The 18,515-nt window shown below is 71.0% G+C and carries 16 protein-coding genes and 1 pseudogene; 8 read left to right on the top strand and 9 right to left on the bottom strand.

Annotated elements, in window-relative coordinates; all coding sequences use genetic code 11:
• Window positions 1-119: 119 nt before the first annotated feature.
• The 3 genes from ACFZCY_RS44330 to ACFZCY_RS44320 form a co-directional block, all read right to left on the bottom strand.
• Window positions 120-1,358 carry an IS701 family transposase gene (locus ACFZCY_RS44330; protein WP_391187329.1) on the bottom strand — a complete coding sequence of 413 codons (1,239 nt, stop codon included), beginning with the start codon at window positions 1,356-1,358 and terminating at the stop codon, window positions 120-122.
• A gap of 139 nt (window positions 1,359-1,497) precedes the next feature.
• Window positions 1,498-1,992: a GNAT family N-acetyltransferase gene (locus ACFZCY_RS44325; protein ID WP_391187327.1), complete on the bottom strand. Its 495-nt coding sequence runs from the start codon at window positions 1,990-1,992 to the stop codon at window positions 1,498-1,500.
• Between the two features lie 233 nt (window positions 1,993-2,225).
• On the bottom strand, window positions 2,226-3,107 hold the full coding sequence (locus ACFZCY_RS44320; protein ID WP_391187325.1) for a LysR family transcriptional regulator: 882 nt from the start codon (window positions 3,105-3,107) through the stop codon (window positions 2,226-2,228).
• A 235-nt stretch (window positions 3,108-3,342) separates the two neighbouring features.
• Here ACFZCY_RS44320 and ACFZCY_RS44315 point away from each other — a divergent pair, with 235 nt between their 5' ends.
• From ACFZCY_RS44315 to ACFZCY_RS44305, 3 genes and pseudogenes are all read left to right on the top strand, one after another.
• A complete protein-coding gene (locus ACFZCY_RS44315; RefSeq protein WP_391187323.1) occupies window positions 3,343-4,338 on the top strand; it encodes an alcohol dehydrogenase catalytic domain-containing protein in 996 nt (331 codons plus the stop codon).
• Between the two features lie 68 nt (window positions 4,339-4,406).
• Window positions 4,407-5,522, top strand: a pseudogene (locus tag ACFZCY_RS44310) (flavin monoamine oxidase family protein).
• Window positions 5,510-6,043 carry a DinB family protein gene (locus ACFZCY_RS44305; protein ID WP_391187321.1) on the top strand — a complete coding sequence of 178 codons (534 nt, stop codon included), beginning with the start codon at window positions 5,510-5,512 and terminating at the stop codon, window positions 6,041-6,043. Before ACFZCY_RS44310 ends, ACFZCY_RS44305 begins: the two are co-directional and overlap by 13 nt.
• 28 nt (window positions 6,044-6,071) lie before the next feature.
• Here the strand turns inward: ACFZCY_RS44305 and ACFZCY_RS44300 are convergent, their stop codons facing one another.
• The 3 genes from ACFZCY_RS44300 to ACFZCY_RS44290 all read right to left on the bottom strand — a co-directional run bounded on the left by ACFZCY_RS44300 (window position 6,072) and on the right by ACFZCY_RS44290 (window position 8,833).
• Window positions 6,072-6,491, bottom strand: coding sequence for a DUF3592 domain-containing protein (locus ACFZCY_RS44300; RefSeq protein ID WP_391187319.1), 420 nt, complete (start codon window positions 6,489-6,491; stop codon window positions 6,072-6,074).
• Window positions 6,492-6,687: 196 nt separating this feature from the next.
• Window positions 6,688-7,308, bottom strand: a complete 621-nt coding sequence (locus tag ACFZCY_RS44295) for a hypothetical protein (protein WP_391187317.1) — start codon at window positions 7,306-7,308, stop codon at window positions 6,688-6,690.
• Between the two features lie 151 nt (window positions 7,309-7,459).
• On the bottom strand, window positions 7,460-8,833 hold the full coding sequence (locus ACFZCY_RS44290; RefSeq protein WP_391187315.1) for an MFS transporter: 1,374 nt from the start codon (window positions 8,831-8,833) through the stop codon (window positions 7,460-7,462).
• Between the two features lie 281 nt (window positions 8,834-9,114).
• Between ACFZCY_RS44290 and ACFZCY_RS44285 the strand changes: the two genes are divergently transcribed.
• Window positions 9,115-10,359 carry a CoA transferase gene (locus ACFZCY_RS44285; protein ID WP_391187313.1) on the top strand — a complete coding sequence of 415 codons (1,245 nt, stop codon included), beginning with the start codon at window positions 9,115-9,117 and terminating at the stop codon, window positions 10,357-10,359.
• Complete coding sequence (locus ACFZCY_RS44280) at window positions 10,356-11,225, top strand: citryl-CoA lyase (RefSeq protein WP_391187310.1); 870 nt, start codon at window positions 10,356-10,358, stop codon at window positions 11,223-11,225. Before ACFZCY_RS44285 ends, ACFZCY_RS44280 begins: the two co-directional genes overlap by 4 nt.
• A 31-nt stretch (window positions 11,226-11,256) precedes the next feature.
• On the opposite strand, the gene ACFZCY_RS44275 is transcribed toward ACFZCY_RS44280, so the two are convergent.
• The 3 genes from ACFZCY_RS44275 to ACFZCY_RS44265 are packed head-to-tail and all read right to left on the bottom strand — an operon-like array spanning window position 11,257 to window position 14,186.
• Window positions 11,257-12,054, bottom strand: coding sequence for an IclR family transcriptional regulator C-terminal domain-containing protein (locus tag ACFZCY_RS44275; protein WP_391187308.1), 798 nt, complete (start codon window positions 12,052-12,054; stop codon window positions 11,257-11,259).
• Between the two features lie 48 nt (window positions 12,055-12,102).
• Window positions 12,103-12,885, bottom strand: a complete 783-nt coding sequence (locus ACFZCY_RS44270) for a response regulator (protein ID WP_391187306.1) — start codon at window positions 12,883-12,885, stop codon at window positions 12,103-12,105.
• On the bottom strand, window positions 12,882-14,186 hold the full coding sequence (locus tag ACFZCY_RS44265; RefSeq protein WP_391187304.1) for a histidine kinase: 1,305 nt from the start codon (window positions 14,184-14,186) through the stop codon (window positions 12,882-12,884). Before ACFZCY_RS44265 ends, ACFZCY_RS44270 begins: the two co-directional genes overlap by 4 nt.
• A 214-nt stretch (window positions 14,187-14,400) precedes the next feature.
• On the opposite strand from ACFZCY_RS44265, the gene ACFZCY_RS44260 reads away from it, so the two are divergent.
• The 3 genes from ACFZCY_RS44260 (at window position 14,401) to ACFZCY_RS44250 (ending at window position 18,499) form a co-directional block, all read left to right on the top strand.
• The gene (locus tag ACFZCY_RS44260; protein ID WP_391187301.1) at window positions 14,401-15,108 is read left to right on the top strand and encodes an ATP-binding cassette domain-containing protein; all 708 of its coding nucleotides are present in this window, start codon (window positions 14,401-14,403) and stop codon (window positions 15,106-15,108) included.
• Complete coding sequence (locus ACFZCY_RS44255; RefSeq protein ID WP_391187299.1) at window positions 15,105-17,453, top strand: FtsX-like permease family protein; 2,349 nt, start codon at window positions 15,105-15,107, stop codon at window positions 17,451-17,453. The genes ACFZCY_RS44260 and ACFZCY_RS44255 overlap by 4 nt, the downstream gene beginning before the upstream one ends.
• A 158-nt stretch (window positions 17,454-17,611) precedes the next feature.
• Window positions 17,612-18,499, top strand: a complete 888-nt coding sequence (locus tag ACFZCY_RS44250; protein WP_391187297.1) for an alpha/beta fold hydrolase — start codon at window positions 17,612-17,614, stop codon at window positions 18,497-18,499.
• Window positions 18,500-18,515: the final 16 nt, after the last annotated feature.

Below are 18,515 nucleotides of genomic sequence, written 5' to 3'. Positions count from 1 at the left end.
CCCGCCCACAACCTGACATCAGCAAGGTCTCCACCCATAACCACACCAACGACTGAGCTGGCCACCAGTCACGGCAAGCACCGTTGCAGTACTAGTACTCCAGCCGTAGATCGTGATCTTCATGTCTGATTCGCGGCTTGTCGTCGGTAATGGCTTGTTCGGGCTCGGGCCTGGTGGTGGCGTCGCCAGGCGGACCAGGCGAGCCGGTGGGCTACCTCGTGCACGGGCCGGACTGCCAAGGTGATGAACAGTCGCTGGATCTCGTTGCAGGTGAGTGGGATGAGCCCGTCAGGTGCGGGGTGTCGGGCGTGTTCGTCGGCGCGGACAACGGCGAGGAAGGCGTGAGCGAGCATGGCCAGGGTGACCCAGCGGGACCAGGAGGTGTAGCGGCGGACCTGGTGCTCGTCGAGTCCGGCCAGGCCCTTTCCGGACTGGAAGGTCTCCTCCACCCGCCACCTTGATCCAGCGACGCGGACCAGGGCGGTCAGGGGCGCCGGGGCGGGTGAGAAGCTGCGGTAGTAGGCGAGTTCACCGGTGGTGCGGTTGCGGCGGATCAGCAGCTGGTGGTGGCCGGATCGGGGTTCAGCCAGGTCGATGACGGCCCAGTCGTAGAAGCGATGCCCCTTCGCACCGGCCCCGGCCGACAGCTTCTGCCAGGCACGCTTGGGCATTTTCGCGGCCAGGGCATCCGCGCGTAACTTCCCCGCACCGGTAGTGACTTCATGGGAGCAGGCGACGGCGAGCACGTAGCCGACCCCGCGGTCTTCCAGCGCGGTCCGCAGCTTGGGGTTGCCGCCGTAGACCTCGTCGCCCGCGACCCAGCCCACGTGGTGGCCGGCGTCAACGAACCGGCCGATCATGCAGGAGGCCAGCTCAGGCTTGGTCGCGAAGGCGATGTCCTCACCCAGTCCCGCCGCCTGGCAGCGGTCCGGATCGCACGTCCACGAGCGAGGGACGTATAGCTCACGATCCACCGCCGCATGCCCACGGCGGCTTGCGTAGACGAGGTAGACGGCGACCTGGGAGTTCTCGATCCTCCCAGCGGTGCCGGTGTACTGGCGCTGAACACCCACGGTGTGCGTGCCCTTCTTCACGTCCCCGGTCTCGTCGACCACCAGCACTGCACCCTCGTCGTGCAGATGCTCCAGGACGTACTCGCGCACGTCATCGCGCACGGCGTCGGCGTCCCATCGGGCCCGGCCGAGCAGGTGCTGCATACCGTCCGGCGTGGCCTCTCCGGCCCACTCGGCGATGCTCCAGCAGTTTTTGCGTGGCAGGTCCGACAGCAGCCCCAGCACCAGATCCCGTACCCGACGCCGGGGTTCGACCCGGGCGAACCGGCCGGCTATCCGGCTCATCAGGCCCTCGAACGCTTCCTGCCAGCGGGCAGGGTCTACGCTGTGACCTGCGGCCACCGCAAGATCGTTAGTCTTCACACACCGATGATCAGCGGTGGCCGCAGCCTTCCCGCAGCCGACCCACGAGCAAGATCAAGGTCTATCGCTGGAGGTCGCGCTGATACCAGGTACCTGACTTGCCGCCGAGATCGGCCGGGGTGGCAGGGCCAACCGGGACGAACCCGGCCTTGGCCAAGACTTTCTGGGACGCGGCGTTGTCGTGGGAGGTGGCCGCCCGCAGTGTGCGCAGGCCGTGCATCGCTGTCGCCATCCGGCACAGCTCCCGGACGGTCGCGGTCGCCACGCCGCGGCCGGCGACCCGCTCCGCGACCCGGTAGCCGAGTCTGGCAGTGCCGTCCTCCAAGTCGTACAGATTGAACCTGCCAAGCACCGAACCGTCCTCAGCGACGAGCACGTAGAAGGCGCAGATGCCGGCCTCCTGCTCGGCCAGCGAGGCGTTGTGCCGGTCGGTGAACTGGTCGAAGAAGTCGTCGCCGCGGTCGGAGATCGAGGTAGCGAAGTAGGTGCGGTTCGCCAGCTCGAAGGCAAGGACCGCCGGGGCGTGGCCGGCATGCAGCCGCTTCAGCTCGGGCATTGCCCGACTCTACCCAGATCGTGCGCTGAGGCCACCTGAGTTTCCGCCAGCGACAGACAGCCCCAAGACCAGGGCACATAACAATCTACGGCTGGAGTAATAGGGCGCATCCGCAAGACGGTCGAAATTCCGGTCGCCGCGGCGCGCTGCGATGTCGCGGCTTTGAGGGGTAACCGTAGATTTTCCGGCGGCGGCCCGGTAGAGGAGCATCGGTGATACGGCCATAGGCGAAGCTAATGATGGGCGGCGGCCTCGGCGAGGGATTCCCCGAATTTCTCCAGATCGGCGGCCAAAGGGTTTTCGCGGGACCAGACCGCCTCGTAGGAGATCTCGACAGGCGTACCGGCCCGCACCAGCGGGCGGCAGTTGGTGTGCCGGTGGGTGATTTTGGAGCGGGGCAGGAGGGCGGCGCCCACCCCCATGCCCGCCCACTCGTCCAGCACGCGATAGCTGGCGGCTTCGCCCGGATAGGTGCGCAGCGCGAGGTCGTTGTTCCGAAAGAGCTGGGTGGTGAACGTGGTCAGCCCGCAGGTGTCGGGGACGAGGATGTAGGCCGCGGCGGCGGCGTCCAGTTCGAGCGGGCCCTCGTCACCGGCGGGCGCGGCCGGGTCGACGACCACCATGGGCTCGGTGAGGATGGTCCGATGGCGGTAGGCCGGCATGGCCTCCACCGCGGGCACCAGCAGGACATCCAGCTCGCCCGCCTTCAGCGCCCCGCGCAGCAGATCGAGATCGGCTTCCCGCAGCACCAGGTCGCGCGACCGGGACAGGCCACGGGCGGCGTCGAAGGCGCGGGCCACGAGGTCGGCCCCGATCAGGGGCGAGACATCCACCCGGATGCTTCCGGTCGCCGGACGGGCCAGGCGCCCGGCCTCGACCACGATCGAATCCAGCGCCCCGAGAGCGTGGTTGATCATGGGCAGGATGCGGGCGCCGTGGGCCGTGGGTTTCACCCCGCGTGGCGAGCGGTCGAAGAGCTTGACGCCGAGCTCCTCCTCCAGGCGGGCCACCCCGTTCGACAGCGCGGGCTGGGTGACGCCGTAGTCCCGCGCCGCGGCGCTGAAGGATCTCGTCTGGGACACGGCCTGTGCATAGCGCAATCCCTCGATATTCATCCTGAACTCCTCGCAGTCATAAGCATAGGATATAGCCCTATTCGTAAGCGTCCTCTACCGCCCGCCGGGGGCCGATCTACGGTAGGGCATCTGCTCCGCCAATTCGCGGCGGCAGCCGGGCATTCCCCATGGCCATCATCCAACGGCCGGGAATGCCCGCTATTGAATGGAACTGTTTTCGTCAGGAGTGATTTCCGTGTCCCGCGACGCCCGCCGAGTCCACCAGGCTGCGCAGGTGAGGGAGCCCGGCGGGCTCGTGTTGGTGGCGCCGGTGACGGCGCGCCGGCCCGGGCCGGGGGAGGTGCGCCTGGACGTCGTCGCGTCGGGGATCTGCGGCGCCGACGCCGGTATGGCCGCGGACTCCTCCCCGGCCGGTGGTTTTCCCATCACCCCGGGCCACGAGGTGGCCGGTGTGGTCGCCGAGCTGGGCCCGGACGTGCACGGCTGGGAGACCGGCGAGCGGGCGGGGGTGGGCTGGTTCGGTGGCAGCTGCGGCTCGTGCACGGCGTGCCGGTCCGGCGACGTGGTCCACTGCCCACGTCGCCGGATCCCCGGGCTGTCGTACGCCGGTGGCTGGGCGTCCACCATCACCGTCCCGGCCGGTGCCCTCGTTCGCATCCCGCACGGGCTCTCCATGGCGGAGGCCGCACCCTTCGGATGCGCGGGGGTGACCACTTTCAACGCCCTGCGGCGCAGCGGAGCCGAGCCGGGTGACCGGGTCGCCGTCGTGGGCATCGGCGGCCTGGGACACCTCGCGGTGCAGTTCGCCAGGGCGATGGGCTTCGAGACGGTGGCCATCGCCCGCGGCGAGGACAAGCGGCGAACGGCCACCGAACTGGGCGCACATCACTACCTCGACGCCTCTCGTGAGGAGGCCGGGACATTACTGCGTGAGCTGGACGGCTGCCGGCTGATCCTGTCCACGGCCGCCAGCGGTGAGCCGCTTGCGGGACTCATCGACGGCCTGGTGCCGCACGGCCGCCTCACCGTCGTCGGATTCGACGGCACCCCGCTGCGACTGCCGCTGGACAAGCTGGTCATGCACGCCCGCAGCGTCACCGGCCACGTGACCGGCACCCCGGCCGACACCGAGCAGGCGATGCGGTTCGCCCTGGCCAGCGGCGTGCGGCCACAGGTGCAGACGGCGCCACTGGAGCAGGCGGCCGAAGCCCCGAAGGCCCAGCAGGCCGGGCAAGCCCGGTTCCGCACGATCCTGACCCCCACCGCCTGACGTACCCACCCCCCTATGCCCCTCGGGCGCACCGCCCGAGGGGCACGCGAGAAGAGAGGAAGCCGCGTATGCCGCCTTCAGACGGTCGGCCCGTGGCCGTGATCGGCGCGGGAGCCGCGGGACTGGCCGCGGCCACCGCCCTCACCGACGCCGGGCTGGACACCCTGTGCCTGGAGGCCCGTAGCCGACCCGGGGGACGCCTCCTCAGCACTCCGGCCGACCGGGAGGAGCGGGAGGGCCGTCTCGATCTGGGGGCCACCTGGTTCTGGGACGGGGAGCAGCGGATGCGAGCCCTCGTCGCCCGGCTGGGCCTGGACACCTTCGCACAGCACACCGTCGGCGGTGCCCTCTTCCAGGACGTCAACGGTGTCCACCGGCTGCCGGGCAACCCCATCGACGTACCCGCCCACCGCTACACGGGCGGCGCCGATGCCCTGACCGACCGGATGGCCGCCGCCCTGCCCACCGGCACCCTCCGCCTGAACACGACCCTCCGCCTGAACACGCCCGTGACGGCGATCCATGTCACGGGCGCGGGTCTCGCCGTCCACACTCCGGACGCGGTCCACCACACCGCCCATGTCGTTCTCGCCGTGCCGCCAGCCCTGGCGCTGGCACGCATCGACTTCGGCGTGCAACTGCCCACCGACCTCGTCCGCCTGTCCGCCTCAACTCCGGTGTGAATGAGCGCCGTTGCCAAGGTCGTCGCCGTCTACCGCGAGGCGTTCTGGCGCGCGGACGGACTGGCCGGGGCCGTCTTCAGCCGCAGTGGCCCCATGCAGGAACTCCACGACATGTCCGGCCCCCGGGGCCACCCGGCGGCGCTCTTCGGGTTCGCCCCCGCCACCGCGGCGGGGCCCGGCTTCCGGCAGGCCGTCACCGGCCAACTCACCGAGCTGTTCGGTCCGGCAGCGGCCCACCCCGAGGCCCTGCACGTCCAGGACTGGAGCACCGAGCACTGGACCTCGCCCCCCGGCGTGCACCAACTGGGCGATTACGGCCTCTTCGGCCACCCCCTGTACCAGCGACCAGCCCTCGACGGGAGGCTCCACTGGGCGTCGACGGAGACCACCACCGGCCACGCCGGACACATCGAAGGCGCGCTGGCCGGCGCCGAGCGCGCCGCCCGCGCCATTCTGACCGCTCTCTCCCCGCACCCACAGGTGATCCCATGCACGAGGTAGCCGCCCTGCTACGCGAGTACGACCGCGCCCGCGCCTACACCGACGCGTTGTGGAAGGACCTCAGCCCGGACGAGGTGACCTGGCGCCCGCACGACAACTCCAGCGCCATCGGCTGGCACCTCGGCCACCAGGCCCATGTCGCCCACTTCGTGGTCCGCAACCTCACCGCGGCCGAGCCCAGTCCCGACCCCGAACTGGACGCGCTCATGGACTCCGCACAGCCCGAGAAGTTCCGCGGTGCGCTGCCCACCGTCACACGGCTCGCCGAGTTCCGCGACACCGTCGCCGAACGTGTGCACGCCCGGATGAACGACATCGCCGTCGGCCGCGTCGCCGCCCCGGCCCAGCTCACCGTCGTCGCCACACATCTTCTGGTCGCCCTGATCAACCACGAGTACCAGCACGACCAGTGGATCGGTGAAGTCCGCGCGGGCGACCTCGGCCACGCCCTTCCCCCCGACCCGGACACCGGCCAGGTGTCCCGCGTGGACGGATACCTCGTCCTCGATCCGCTCGCCTGACCCACTCACCACCGAACGCGCGCCTGGTCTAGGAACGCCGCCGCCGCGCCACGGCAATGCCCGTTCCGATCCCCGTGATCAACAGCCCGAGCCCACCGAAGACCAGTGGCAGCAGCCACAGCGAGACGAATCCGTTGATGCGCGCGTCACCGGGGGAATCGGCGCGGTACAGCACCTCGACCCGCTCACCTTCGTCGTAGGACGGTGGGTTGGAACCCGTCGAGCTGCGGAACGTCCTCGAGGTGCCGTCCGCCGACGTGAACTCGACCACCGGGTACGCCGCGGGCTTGTTGCTCTGCGTCGCCTTGCGAGACGCGCCGCTGCTGTCGTTCCGCCACTCCAGCGCCACCACCGTGCCCTGCGCGCGCTTCGCGTCCGTCAGGAACGAGACCGACACCCCCGCAAAGATCAACCCGATGACCAAGAACACCGCTCCGAACGCGATCACCCCGAAGATGATCCATCGGCGGGCACCCTGCCCACGCCGATGCACCTGAACCCGCACGACGTCCCCCTCGCTCGTCTGGAATGAGATGACGCTATCCCAGGCACCCGGTCACCGTGCTCCCACCCCCCGCGCACGGTCCGCGTCCGGACGAAGCCGGCCTCGGCATCCACATGCCGCAGGTCAACCGGTCGCCACGTCAGGTCCTGGGGCGCACCTGGATACCGGCCCGGTCGTACGCGCCGTACGTGATCAGGTCCTCGGCGACGAGCAGCACCACCCAGGACTCGCCCCGCTCCCACACCAGGCACCTGTTCACTGTCTCCTCGTCCCCGAGGGGATCGCACGCGCCCTCGGGCAGCGGGTCGCCGAGCCGGGCGCAAAGCATCCCGGACACCCGCCCGTACTGGGCCGCGAAGTCCTCGGCCGTGGCCTCGGGGTTCACATCCGCCCGGCTGTGGAAGGGGCCGAACTCGTTGTCCCACTCCTCCGGGTCGGACGGATCGGTGAAGTACGCGAAGGGGTGTTCCACGAAGCACCCCGTCCGGCAGGCGGGGTGATCGCAGACCACGGTGGGGTCCGGTTGGTGGCGGCACCCGGGGGCCTCCCCGAGCAACAGCCACCAGTCGTCCACCATTTCCTCCCCGCTGATCCACCAGGGTTCTTCCCAGCCCACGCCCGGCGCCTCGGGGTCCTCGCCGGCACACCAGCCGTTGCGCGCGAAGACGTCCTCGAAGGCCTGCCGGCTCCAGGGCAGGTCCGCGAGTTCGATCATGCGGTCCACCAGGGCCTCGTCGAAGGGCAGCAGTTGCATAGCCATGGAGGAACGCTATCCGGCCCCCGGCGGCATCGCCTTCGCGCCGTTCTTCCCGCCGGGCGGGGGCCGGGAACCGCCGCGGGCCTCGCCGTGACCGGTGGTCAGCGCAGGCGCACCGGCACCGAGGCCGGTGTCCGGTCGGCGGCGAAGCCGCTCAGTGCGTCTTCTGGAGGCCGATCGGACCGGTCGGGGCGGTTTCGTCACCGGGAGTGTGCCGGGTCTCGCGGGCGAGGCCGACGGTGAGGATGGTCAGCGCGCTCATGAGGGCGATGAAGATGACGACGCCGGTGATGCTGTGGTTGAACCAGAGCAGGAGGGCGGAGCAGAGCATGGGGGCGAGTCCGCCGGTGAGGACGGTGCCGATGTTGTTGGCGATGCCGACGGCGCTGAACCGGACGCTGGTGTCGAAGAGTTCGGCGAAGAAGGCGGGCTGGGAGCCGAGGACGGCGGACTGGCCGATGCCGAGGGTGACGAAGAGCGCGGCCCAGATGGCCCACGTCTCACCGGTGTCGACGATCTGGAAGAAGGGCCAGGCGGAGGCGAGCAGGAGGGCGGCGCCGAGGATGGAGACGGGGCGCCGGCCGATGCGGTCGGACAGGGCGCCGAAGAGGGGGACGGTGAGGAGTTTGACGGCGGCGATGGCGGTGATGCCGCTGAGGAGGCCGGCGGTGGCCAGTCCGCGGTCGTCGGCGTAGGTGAGGGAGAAGGTGCCGAAGACGTAGTAGCCGGCGTTCTCGGCCGCGCCGGCGCCGATGACGATGAGCATTTCCTTCGGGTAGCGGCGCCAGGCGCTCATGCAGCGGCTTTCGGCGATGCGCCGGCGCAGGGGGAGTGCGGGGGCGGGCGTCTGAGGCGTGGCTTCGCGCTGGAAGTCGGCGGTTTCGGGCAGGGAGCGCCGCACCCACAGGCCGAAGAAGGTGAGGACGGCGCTGAGCAGGAAGGGGATGCGCCAGCCCCAGGAGAGGAAGGCGTCTTCGGAGAGCAGGCCGGTGATGACGGCGAAGGCTCCGGTGGACAGCAGGGTGCCGGTGCCGGTGCCGATGGCGGGCAATGAGGTCAGCAGGCCCCGCCACTTGGGGGGAGCGTTCTCGAAGAGAATGATCAGCGCTCCGGTCTTCTCGCCACCGGCGGCGAAGCCCTGGACGAAGCGGAGCGCCGTCAGCAGGATCGGTGCCGCGATGCCGATGTGGCTGTAGGTGGGCAGCAGGCCGATGCCCGTGGTGGCCGCGCCCATGAGCAGGAGTGTGGCGACGAGTACGCCCTTGCGTCCCTTGGTGTCTCCGCGTTCGCCGAAGTAGGCGCCGCCGAGGGGGCGGGCGAGGAAGCCGATGGCGAAGGTTCCGAAGGCGAGGATCGTGCCGACCAGAGGGCTGCTGCCGGGGAAGTACAGCTTGTTGAACACGAGGCCGGCGGCGATGCCGTAGAGGGCGAAGTCGTACCACTCGACGGTCGTGCCGAAGATCGCGGCCAGGGCGACGCGGGGTTGGACCAGAGGTCGGCGGCTGGGCGGTTGCGTGGGTGTCGTCACTGCGGCTCCTTTGCCATGAATGCGTACCGTCTAGTGGTACCGACGTTCCGCTGTATGGTGCGGCGATGCTACGAAGGCGTTCGCCTCCTGGCAACAGCCGGCGCCGCGCGATTTCGTCGGTGCGGCTGCCTTGGTGACCCTCCGTGCGTACCACTAGATGGAACTCTTGTGCCGTGGTGCGGTTCGATGGTGTGATGGAGGGCGCCGCCGCCTCGTCGTTCCCGCCCTGCCGGACGCGGCCCGCACCCTGACCACGCTCAACTGCCCTGGAGGGAAGCCAGTTGACCTCGTACGACACCCAAGCCCCGCTCGGCGACCAAGCCCCGCTCGCGCTGCTGGACGGCGTGCGCGTGCTGGACCTCACCAACGTCCTGGCCGGCCCCTTCGCCGGATACCAGCTCGCCCTGCACGGCGCCGAGGTCCTCAAGGTGGAGATGCCGCAGTCGGGGGACCTGGCACGCCGGCTGGGCGCCGACCGTGAACTGAGCGAGGACCTGCTCGGGGCGTCCTTCCTGGCGCAGAACGCCGGCAAGCGCTCCCTCACCCTGAACCTCAAGGACCCGCAGGGGCGTGAGGCGCTGCTGCGCGCCGTACGCGAGTACGACGTGCTGATCGAGAACTTCCGCCCGGGCGTCATGGACCGGCTGGGCGTGGGCTGGCAGGCCCTGCGCGAGGAGAACCCGCGGCTCGTCTACTGCGCGATCTCCGGGTTCGGGCAGAGCGGACCGCTGCGGGGCCGCCCGGCGTACGACCAGATCGTGCAGGGCCTGTCCGGCATGATGAGCGTCACCGGCACTCCCGAGAACAGTCCGCTGCGTGCCGGGTTCCCCGTCGCCGACACCCTCGGCGGTATGGCCGCCGCGTACGCCGTCGCCGCCGCCCTGGTGCGCCGCGAGCGCACCGGCGCGGGGGCCTGCCTGGATGTGTCGATGCTGGAGTCGGCGCTCACCGCGATGGGCTGGGTGACGTCGAACTACCTCATCACCGGGCACCCGCCGCAGCCCATGGGCAACGAGAACTTCACCGCCGCCCCGTCGGGCACCTTCGCCACCGCCGACGGCCATCTGAACATCGCCGCCAACCGGCAGCAGCAGTTCACCACGCTGTGCCGGCTCATCGGTCGCGCGGACCTCATCGACGACGAACGGTTCGCCCACCCCGCGGACCGCAAGACGCACCGGGACGAGCTGCGCCACGAGGTGGAGAAGGGGCTGAGCCTGCGTACGGCGAAGGAGTGGGAGGACATCCTCTCCGACGCGGGGGTGCCCGCCGCCCGGGTGCTGTCCGTGCCCGACGCGCTGGGGCTGGAGCAGCTGGCCGAACGGGACTTCGTGCGCACCCTGCCCTTCCCCGGCGGGCGCTCCCGCCCGCTGCGCGTGCTGGGCAGCCCTTTCCAGGTCGACGGCGTCGCCGTCGACGACGCCACCCCGCCACCGGTGCTCGGCGAGCACACCGACCAGGTCCTGGCCGAACTCGGCTACGGCACGGACGAGATCACTGCGATGAAGGAACGAGGCACCGTATGAGCACCCCCGCCGGCGGCGCGCCGAACACCGAACCGCTGCCCGAGGTCAGCGACTGGTGGACCACCGCCGTCAGCCGCATCCGGCCCGGCGAGATCCTGCTGCGCGGGTACCCGGTGGAACAGCTGATCGGCCAGGTGTCCTTCCCGGACATGATCTGGCTCATGGTCCGCGGCGACCTGCCCACCCGCGCCCAGTCCCAGCTCCTCGAAGCCGCGCTGGTCGCCAGCGTCGACCACGGCCCCCAGGCGCCCTCCATCGCCGCCGCCCGCATGGCCGCCACCTGCGGACTGGGCCTGAACAGCGTGATGGCCACCGGCGTGAATCTCCTCGGCGACGTCCACGGAGGCGCCGGCCAGCAGTGCATGCAGCTCCTGGCCGACCTCACCCAGCAGGCCGGCGAGGACGGCGACCTCGACCGGGCCGCCGAGGACCTTGTCGCCGCCCACCGCTCCGAGCGCCGCCACGTCCCCGGCTTCGGACACCGCTTCCACCCGCACGACCCCCGCCGCGACCCCTTGCTCGGCCAGGTGGCCCAGGCCGTCAAGAACGGTGACGTACCGGGCCGGGCTCTCCAGGCCGGCACCGCGCTGGAACGGGCCCTGGCCAAGGGCCGCCGCCGTCCCGTCCCCATGAACATCGACGGGGTCACCGCCATCGTCTACAGCGAACTCGGCTTCGCACCGGAGATGGGCCGCGGCCTGTTCGTCCTCTCCCGCAGCGTCGGGATCCTCGCCCACGGCTGGGAGGAGAAGACGGCAGGCACCCGCATCAAGGGGCCCATCCCGCGCCGGCTGCTGCCCTCCTACGACGGGTCCGCACCGCGCGACCTGCGGCGTGAGGACCCCTCCTCACAGCGGTGCCCGTGAGGCCGGCCGCCGCGCACACACGGCGCTGACGTCAGATGGCGCTGCCGTTGAGGAAACGCAGCGTCGACAAGTGCCCGGCAGCCTCGGTCAGCACCGGAACGAACGCCGCCACCCGCTCGGATGTGAACCGGTTGCTGGGACCACCCAGGGCAAGAGCGGCCACGACTTGGCCGTCCTCACCGACGATGGGAGCGGCCACACCGGCCACTCCGTCCTCACGCTCCCCGTCACTGGACGCCCACCCCTGCTCCCGCGCCGCCCGCACCCGGGCGGCGAGCACCTGCTCGAACTCAGCGCCTCGCCCCGAGGCTTCCGCCGCCGCGTGTACGAACTCCTGCGGACAGCCGATCAGCAGTACGTGCCCGGAGGCGCCCGCGCCCAACGGCATCTCCTCTCCGATACGCACCACATGCCGGAGTGGCTGAGTCCCCTCGTGCTGCGCCACGCACACCCGCCCCAGACCCTGCCGCACATAGATCCGGGAGGACTCACCGCCGGACCGCACCGACACCTCCCGCAGACAGTCCACCGCCTCCGGCGGCAGGCGCCAGGCATCCTGCGCCAGCGTCGCCCAGCGCAACAGCCCCGCCCCCGGGACCAGGCGCCCGTCACCGCGGTTCCACAGCAGACCCCGCTGCTCCAGCGTCGCCACCAGGCGCACCACCGTCGACTTCGCCAGCCCTGACGCGTCGATCAGCTCGCGTACCGTACGCGAGCGGTGGGACTCGTCGAACAGTGCGAGCAGGTCCAGGGCGCGCAGCACACTGCGCACCCCGTCCGTGCCCTCGCCGACCGCCTTCTGCATGGGACTGCCACCTTCCTCGTCCATCTGGCGAACTTACAGTACCGCTAGATGGTACTGCGTGCCGAGGGCGGCCTACGCCTGCTCGGTGGCCTCGCCTTCGCCCGCGCTGACCAGCCCTGTCTCGTAGGCGACGATGACGGCCTGGACCCGGTCACGGAGCCCGAGCTTGGCGAGGATACGGGCGACGTGCGTCTTGACGGTCGCCTCGGCCAAGTGGAGGCGGGTGGCCAATTCGGCGTTGCTCAGCCCGCGGGCCAGCAGGCCGAGGACCTCCAGTTCGCGCGGGGTGAGCGAGACGAGGTCGCGGTGGAGGGCGGCGGTGTCGCTACCGCGCTGGGTGCTGTGTGGGTGTCCGCCTCCGGCGCTGTGTCGATGTCCGCCTCCGGCACTGTCTCGATGTCCGCCTCCGGCACTGTCTCGATGTCCGCCTCCGGCAAAACGCTGCACGAGGCGGCGGGTGATGGCGGGCGCGAGGAGGGCGTCGCCGGTACGGACCGTGCGGACGGCCGCGGTCAGATGCTCGGGGGTGACGTCCTTGAGGAGAAAACCGCTGGCCCCGGCGGACAGAGCCGCGTAGACGTATCGGTCGAGGTCGAAGGTGGTCAGGATGATGACGCGGGGGTCGTCGGGGGCGCTGGTGAGGATGCGGCGGGTGGCCTCCAGGCCGTCCATCTCGGGCATCCGGACATCCATCAGGACCACGTCGGGACGTGTGCGGCGGACCGCCTCGACCGCTTCGGCTCCGTTGGTCGCCTCGGCGACGACGTCGATGCCGTCGGCGCCGAGGATCAACCGGAACCCGGTGCGGACCAGGGTCTGGTCGTCGGCGAGGAGCACACGCAGCGGCTCGGTCACGGTGTCTCCAAGGGAATCAGGGCCTCCACACGGTAGCCGCCGGTCAGGCGCCGGCCGGTGTTCAGGGTTCCGTCGTGGACGGCGAGGCGCTCGCGCAGGCCGATCAGGCCCCGGCCGCTTCCGGTGGCCCGGGTCGGGTGTCCGCCGGTGTCGGTGACCTCCACCCGGAGCCGTTCGGGGCCGTATTCGACGGTCACGGCGGCGGTGGCGCCGGACGCGTGCTTCACCGTGTTGGTCAGGGCTTCCTGGACCACGCGGTAGGCGGCGAGTTCGAGGCCGGGCGGGAGAGGGCGGGGCGGGCCGGTCACCGTCAGGTCGACGGGCAGTCCGGTGTCCCGGACCCGTCCGACCAGCGTTTCCAGCTGGTCCAGGCCGGGTTGCGGGGCCGGCACCGCCGCCGTATCGGCCAACTCCGCTTCTCCGTCCGTACCCTCGCCCTCGTCGGCCATGGTGAGCAGTCCCATGACGTGGCGCAGCTCGGTCATGGCCGCCCGGCCGCCCGCCTCGACGGCGAGCAGCGCCTCGCCTGCCTGCTCGGGGGAGGCTGTCATGATCTTGCGGGCGGCACCCGCCTGGATGATCATCACGCTGACGTTGTGCGTGACGACGTCGTGCAGTTCGCGGGCGATCCTGGCCCGCTCGTGCTCGACGGCCCGGCGCAGCGCCTCGGCCTGTTCGCGTTCCAGGGCCGAGAGCCGGGCGCGGCCCTCGTCGGTCCGGAGTTTCCAGGTACGTAAGCCCAGGGCGGCCACGGCCATCGGGACCAGGATCAGCAGGGCGATGTATTCGTTGGGGACGATCGGTGTCACCGAGTTCCCCGAGGTGCCGACCAGGACGACCGACACCGGCAGCGCCGCCAGGGTCGCCACCCGGTACGGGCTGTACACGGCGGCGCTGTAGACGGCGATGACGAACGCGTAGAAGGTCAGCCGCAGGACGCTCTGCGGTGTCGCCAGCGTCGCGGCCGTCACTGTGCACAGCACGGCGAGCGGGTAGCGGCGGCGCAGCGCCAGGGCACCCGAGGCGATGGCCGCAAGGGTCACCATGAGAACCAGGCCGCCGGGCCCGGTCGGGCGTGGCACGACGACCTCCACGCCGGGTGCGATCTCCCGCACCACGACGTTGTCGACGTTGTCGATGCCGTAGTAGACGGTGGCGATTCCGAGTGCCAGTGCCACCAGCGCGTCGAACTGCCGGGCGCGCCGGGTGGGCCGCAGCGGTGGCCCGCTCGGAAGCCCGGCGTCGCGGACCGTCCGGCGGGCGGCTTCCCGCAGCCGCGCCGGCGTCGTCGTTGCGTCCATCACCGGTTCATTGTCGCCGCCGCGCGGACCCGCGGAGTCCGTCCCGGCGGTCATTCCCGGCGCACCGGATACATCACCCGCCTACATCGCAGGGATGACGTCTCCGGGGCTCAACCCGACGCGGTACCGCAAAGGGTCCGGACGGGCGACGCGTGCGGGCCGGGCCCGCTCCTAGCGTTCACGCAGCCAACCGCCCCTACCCAAGGAGCCTTTCATGACCACGCCGGTGATCGAACTGCGCGAGGTGAGCCGCCGATACGACGACGGTCCGCCCGCTCTGCACGAGGCGTCGCTGACCGTGCGGCCCGGTGAGGCCGTCGCGATCCTCGGGCCTTCCGGCAGCGGCAAGTCCACGCTGCTCAATCTGATCGCGGGCCTGGACCGGCCCGATACGGGGACCGTCACGGTGGACGGGATGCGGGTGGACCAGTTGGGCGAGGCCGGTTCGGCGCTCTTCCGGCGGTCGAAGATCGGCATGATCTTCCAGTTCTTCAACCTGCTCGACGATCTGACCGTCACCGACAATGTCGTCCTGCCCGCGCGCCTCGCGGGGATGGCACGTGGCGAGGCGGACCGCCGGGCGGCCGAGCTCCTGGAACTGCTGGGCATCGACCGGCACGCCCGCGCCTGCCCGGGGCGGCTGTCCGGCGGTGAGCGGCAGCGCGTCGCGGTGGCCCGGGCGTTGATGAACCGGCCGGCGCTGCTCCTGGCGGACGAGCCGACCGGGGCCCTGGACACGGCCGCCGGACAGGACGTCAGCAGGCTGCTCACCGGCCTCAACGCCGAAGGCCAGACCATCGTCGTGGTCACCCACGACCTGGCGTTGGCCCGGTCCTGCACGAGCCGTACGGTCCGGATCGCCGACGGCCGGATCACCGAAGATGTCCCGTCGCAGGCCGTCGCCTCGCAGGTCGTCCGATGAGCGCGCTCGGCAAGGTGGTGCGCTCGGGGGTGGGACGGCGCCGGGTGCAGACGCTGGTGATCGGGCTCGCCACGATGATGGCGGTGGCCGCTTCCGTCCTCGGGGGATCGCTGCTCGTGGTGTCCGGCGCGCCCTTCGACGATGCCTTCGCCGAGCAGCACGGCGCGCATCTGTCCGTGCAGTTCGACGCGGGCAAGGTGAGTGCCGGGCAGCTGTCGAAGTCCAAGGGCGCCGAAGGGGTGAGCGGTGCGGCCGGGCCGTTCCGTACGGCGACGGTCACTCCGCGGTCGGACGGGCCGGGCTCCGGATGGCCGATGACCGTGGTCGGCCGGGGCGATTCCGGCCGGGACGTGGACGAGGTGGCACTGCTCGAGGGGCGGTGGCCCACGCACCCCGGCGAGATCGTGCTGTCCGCCAACTCCTCGCTCTTCCCGGCCATGGGCATGAAGATCGCCTTCCCCGACCTGCCCGGCGGTCCGACGCTGACGGTGGTCGGTGTGGCCCGCTCGGTCACGCAGACCGCCGGCGCCTGGGTGGTTCCGTCCCAGATGCCGGCGCTCACCGCGCCCGGCAGCGGCGGCTACCAGATGCTCTACCGCTTCACCGACGCGGGCACCGCCGCGCAGATCACCGCGGGCGGCAAGGCCGCGACGGAATCCCTGCCACCGGGAACGGCCGTCGGCGAACAGTCTTGGCTCACCGTCAAGAAGACCTCCGAGCGTGACACCGCCGTCTACGTCCCGTTCCTCATCGCGTTCGGCGCCTTGGGCCTGGTCATGTCGGTGCTCATCGTCGGCAACGTCGTGGCGTCGGCCGTCGGCACGGGAACGCGCCGCATCGGCATCCTCAAGGCCGTCGGCTTCACCCCGGCCCAGGTCGTGCGGGCCTACGTGGGCCAGGCGTTGATCCCGGCCGCCGTCGGCACGGCCCTCGGTGTCCTCGTCGGCCACCTGCTCGCCGTCCCCGTACTGGCCGAGACCGGGGAGGTCTACGGCACCTCGTCCCCGGCCATCGCCCCCTGGGTCGACCTGGCGGTGATCGCCGGGGTGCTCGGTCTGGTGGCGGTGACCGCGTGGGCGAGTGCCTGGCGGGCCGGGCGGCTGCGAACGGTCGACGCGCTCGCCGTCGGGCGTACCGCTTCGGCGGGACGCGGCCGGTGGGCGGTCCGCATGGCCGGACGGCTGCCGATGCCGCAGCCGGTCGCCCTGGGCCTGGCCCGGCCCTTCGCGCGGCCCGCCCGCGCGCTGGCCATGGGCACGGCGATCCTGTTCGGCGCCATCGCCGTCACGTTCACCGTGGGGATGGGCGCCTCGCTCGGCCAGGTGATGAAGGCCAGGGCGCACGACGCCGCCGATGTCGTCGTGCCCGCGCCCTTGCCGGACGTCGGGCCCCAGGGCCCTGCCGCCGAGAAGCGGCCCGAGGCCGATCCCGCCGCGGTCGCCGCGGCCATCAAGGCCGCCGCCGGAACCGGGAAGTACTACGGCGCCGCGACCGTACGGGCGACCGTGTCCGGCCTGACCGGCACCATCGACGTGACCGCCTTCACCGGAGACGCCTCCTGGGGCGGCTACACGATGGTCTCGGGCCGCTGGATCGACCGGCCCGGCGAGGCCGTGGTCCCGACCCCCTTCCTGGCCGCCACCGGCAGCCGCGTCGGCGACACCGTCACCCTGAACGGCCTGTCCGAGCCGGTCACGGTCCGGATCGTCGGCGAGGTCCTCGACCCCCGCAACGACGGCATGCAGGTCTTCACCGACGCCTCGACCCTCAGGGCCGCACATCCCGCCCTGACGGAGACGAGCCATCACATCGCGGTCCGGTCGGGCACCGACGTGACCGGTTACGTCGACGCGCTGAACAGGGACCTGGCACCGCTGGGGGCCACCGCTCAGGTTGGTGGGCTCGACGCCGGCGGCGACATGGTCGTCACGCTCAACGCGCTGTCCGTGACCCTCACGCTGATGCTCGTCGCCGTCGCCGCGCTCGGCGTGCTCAACGGCGTGCTGCTCGACACCCGAGAGCGCGTCCGGGAGATCGGTGTCCACAAGGCGCTCGGCATGACCCCCCGGCAGACCATCGCCATGGTCCTCACCTCGGTCGCCGTCACCGGACTGGTCGCCGGCGCTCTGGGCGTGCCGCTCGGCGTGACCCTGCACGGCTGGGTCCTCCCCGCGATGGGCGACAGCGTGGGGCTCCGCTTCCCCGACTCCGTCATCGCCGTCTACCACCCGGCCGAACTGCTCCCGCTGGCACTCGGCGGCCTGCTCATCGCCGCCCTGGGCGCGCTCCTGCCCGCCGGCTGGGCCGCCAGGGCCCGAACCTCCACGGCCCTGCGCACCGAATAGGGCCACCACGCCGGGCCATACCGCGATGCGGAGCCATCATTCGACATCATGTGGATCATCTGCCCATCATGGCAACGGACTTGAGCGGAGTTGTCCTCCGCTTCGAAGTCCGGTTCTCAGAGATCCCCGTGTGCGGCGTACGAATCGAGGAGTACACCATGAGCAAGATTGAACAGACCGTCGAGATCCCCCACCTCGGGGGATCGACCATCGGGTACACCTTCGACAAGCCGTACGACCCCGCGCTCCCGACGCTGGTCCTGATCAACTCGTACACCACCTCGGCCGAGTTGTACCGGCCGCAGTTCGCCGACCCGGACCTCGGGTCCGCGGCCAACCTGCTGGCCCTCGAGCCGTACGGGCACGGCCGCACGAGGTCCGCGTACCAGCACTTCACCTACTGGGACAGCGCGATCGCGAACCTGCAGGCCCTCGAGGCCCTCGGGATCGACGAGGCCTTCGTGCTGGGAACCTCGCAGGGCGGCTGGGTGGCGGCCCGCATGGCGCTGCTCGCCCCGGGCGTCGTAAGGGGCCTCATCACGCTCGGCACGTCGATGGACTTCGAGAGCCCGCGCAGCCGCGACCTGGGGTGCTGGGACGGGATCGGGTTCAACACGCCGCTCGTCGACGCCCTCGCCGACCCGGTCGGCGAGGACTGGGTCGTGCCGGACGAGGTCGTGGACGCCGTCCTCGACACGGCCCTGGGCGGCGTCTCGGCCGAGGAACGCGAGTTCTGGCTCACCACCTACCGTGCGAACTACACCGGTGACGCCGGACGCCGCCGTCTGCGCCTCAGCACGGTGAACCTGCGGGACCGCGACGGGCTCCACGGCAGGCTCGACGACGTCCTCTGCCCCGTCCTGTGGCTGCACGGCACCGAGGACCAGGTGTACTCCGTACCGAACGCCCAGGAGGAAATACGGATGTTCACCGGATCCCCCGAGGCGCGCCTGGAGATCATCGAGGGCGGCCAGCACTTCCTCAGCGCCTCGCATCCCGAGAAGGTCGACTCCGCGGCCATCGAATTCCTGAAGCGCTGGGCCTGAGCCTGAAGCCACCGGT

The sequence above is a fragment of the Streptomyces sp. NPDC007983 genome (genome assembly GCF_042958345.1).
GTDB lineage: Bacteria > Actinomycetota > Actinomycetes > Streptomycetales > Streptomycetaceae > Streptomyces.
Note: the sequence above shows the minus strand (reverse complement) of the source record. Positions and strands in the feature narration are given on the sequence as shown.

Coding starts and splice junctions, on each gene's coding strand:
- ACFZCY_RS44325 (WP_391187327.1), bottom strand. CDS start 1,992: ATGCCCGAGCTGAAGCGGCTGCATGCCGGCCACGCCCCGGCGGTCCTT.
- ACFZCY_RS44275 (WP_391187308.1), bottom strand. CDS start 12,054: ATGGACGAGGAAGGTGGCAGTCCCATGCAGAAGGCGGTCGGCGAGGGC.
- ACFZCY_RS44295 (WP_391187317.1), bottom strand. CDS start 7,308: ATGGCTATGCAACTGCTGCCCTTCGACGAGGCCCTGGTGGACCGCATG.
- ACFZCY_RS44305 (WP_391187321.1), top strand. CDS start 5,510: ATGCACGAGGTAGCCGCCCTGCTACGCGAGTACGACCGCGCCCGCGCC.
- ACFZCY_RS44280 (WP_391187310.1), top strand. CDS start 10,356: ATGAGCACCCCCGCCGGCGGCGCGCCGAACACCGAACCGCTGCCCGAG.
- ACFZCY_RS44260 (WP_391187301.1), top strand. CDS start 14,401: ATGACCACGCCGGTGATCGAACTGCGCGAGGTGAGCCGCCGATACGAC.
- ACFZCY_RS44265 (WP_391187304.1), bottom strand. CDS start 14,186: ATGGACGCAACGACGACGCCGGCGCGGCTGCGGGAAGCCGCCCGCCGG.
- ACFZCY_RS44330 (WP_391187329.1), bottom strand. CDS start 1,358: ATGAGCCGGATAGCCGGCCGGTTCGCCCGGGTCGAACCCCGGCGTCGG.
- ACFZCY_RS44250 (WP_391187297.1), top strand. CDS start 17,612: ATGAGCAAGATTGAACAGACCGTCGAGATCCCCCACCTCGGGGGATCG.
- ACFZCY_RS44255 (WP_391187299.1), top strand. CDS start 15,105: ATGAGCGCGCTCGGCAAGGTGGTGCGCTCGGGGGTGGGACGGCGCCGG.
- ACFZCY_RS44320 (WP_391187325.1), bottom strand. CDS start 3,107: ATGAATATCGAGGGATTGCGCTATGCACAGGCCGTGTCCCAGACGAGA.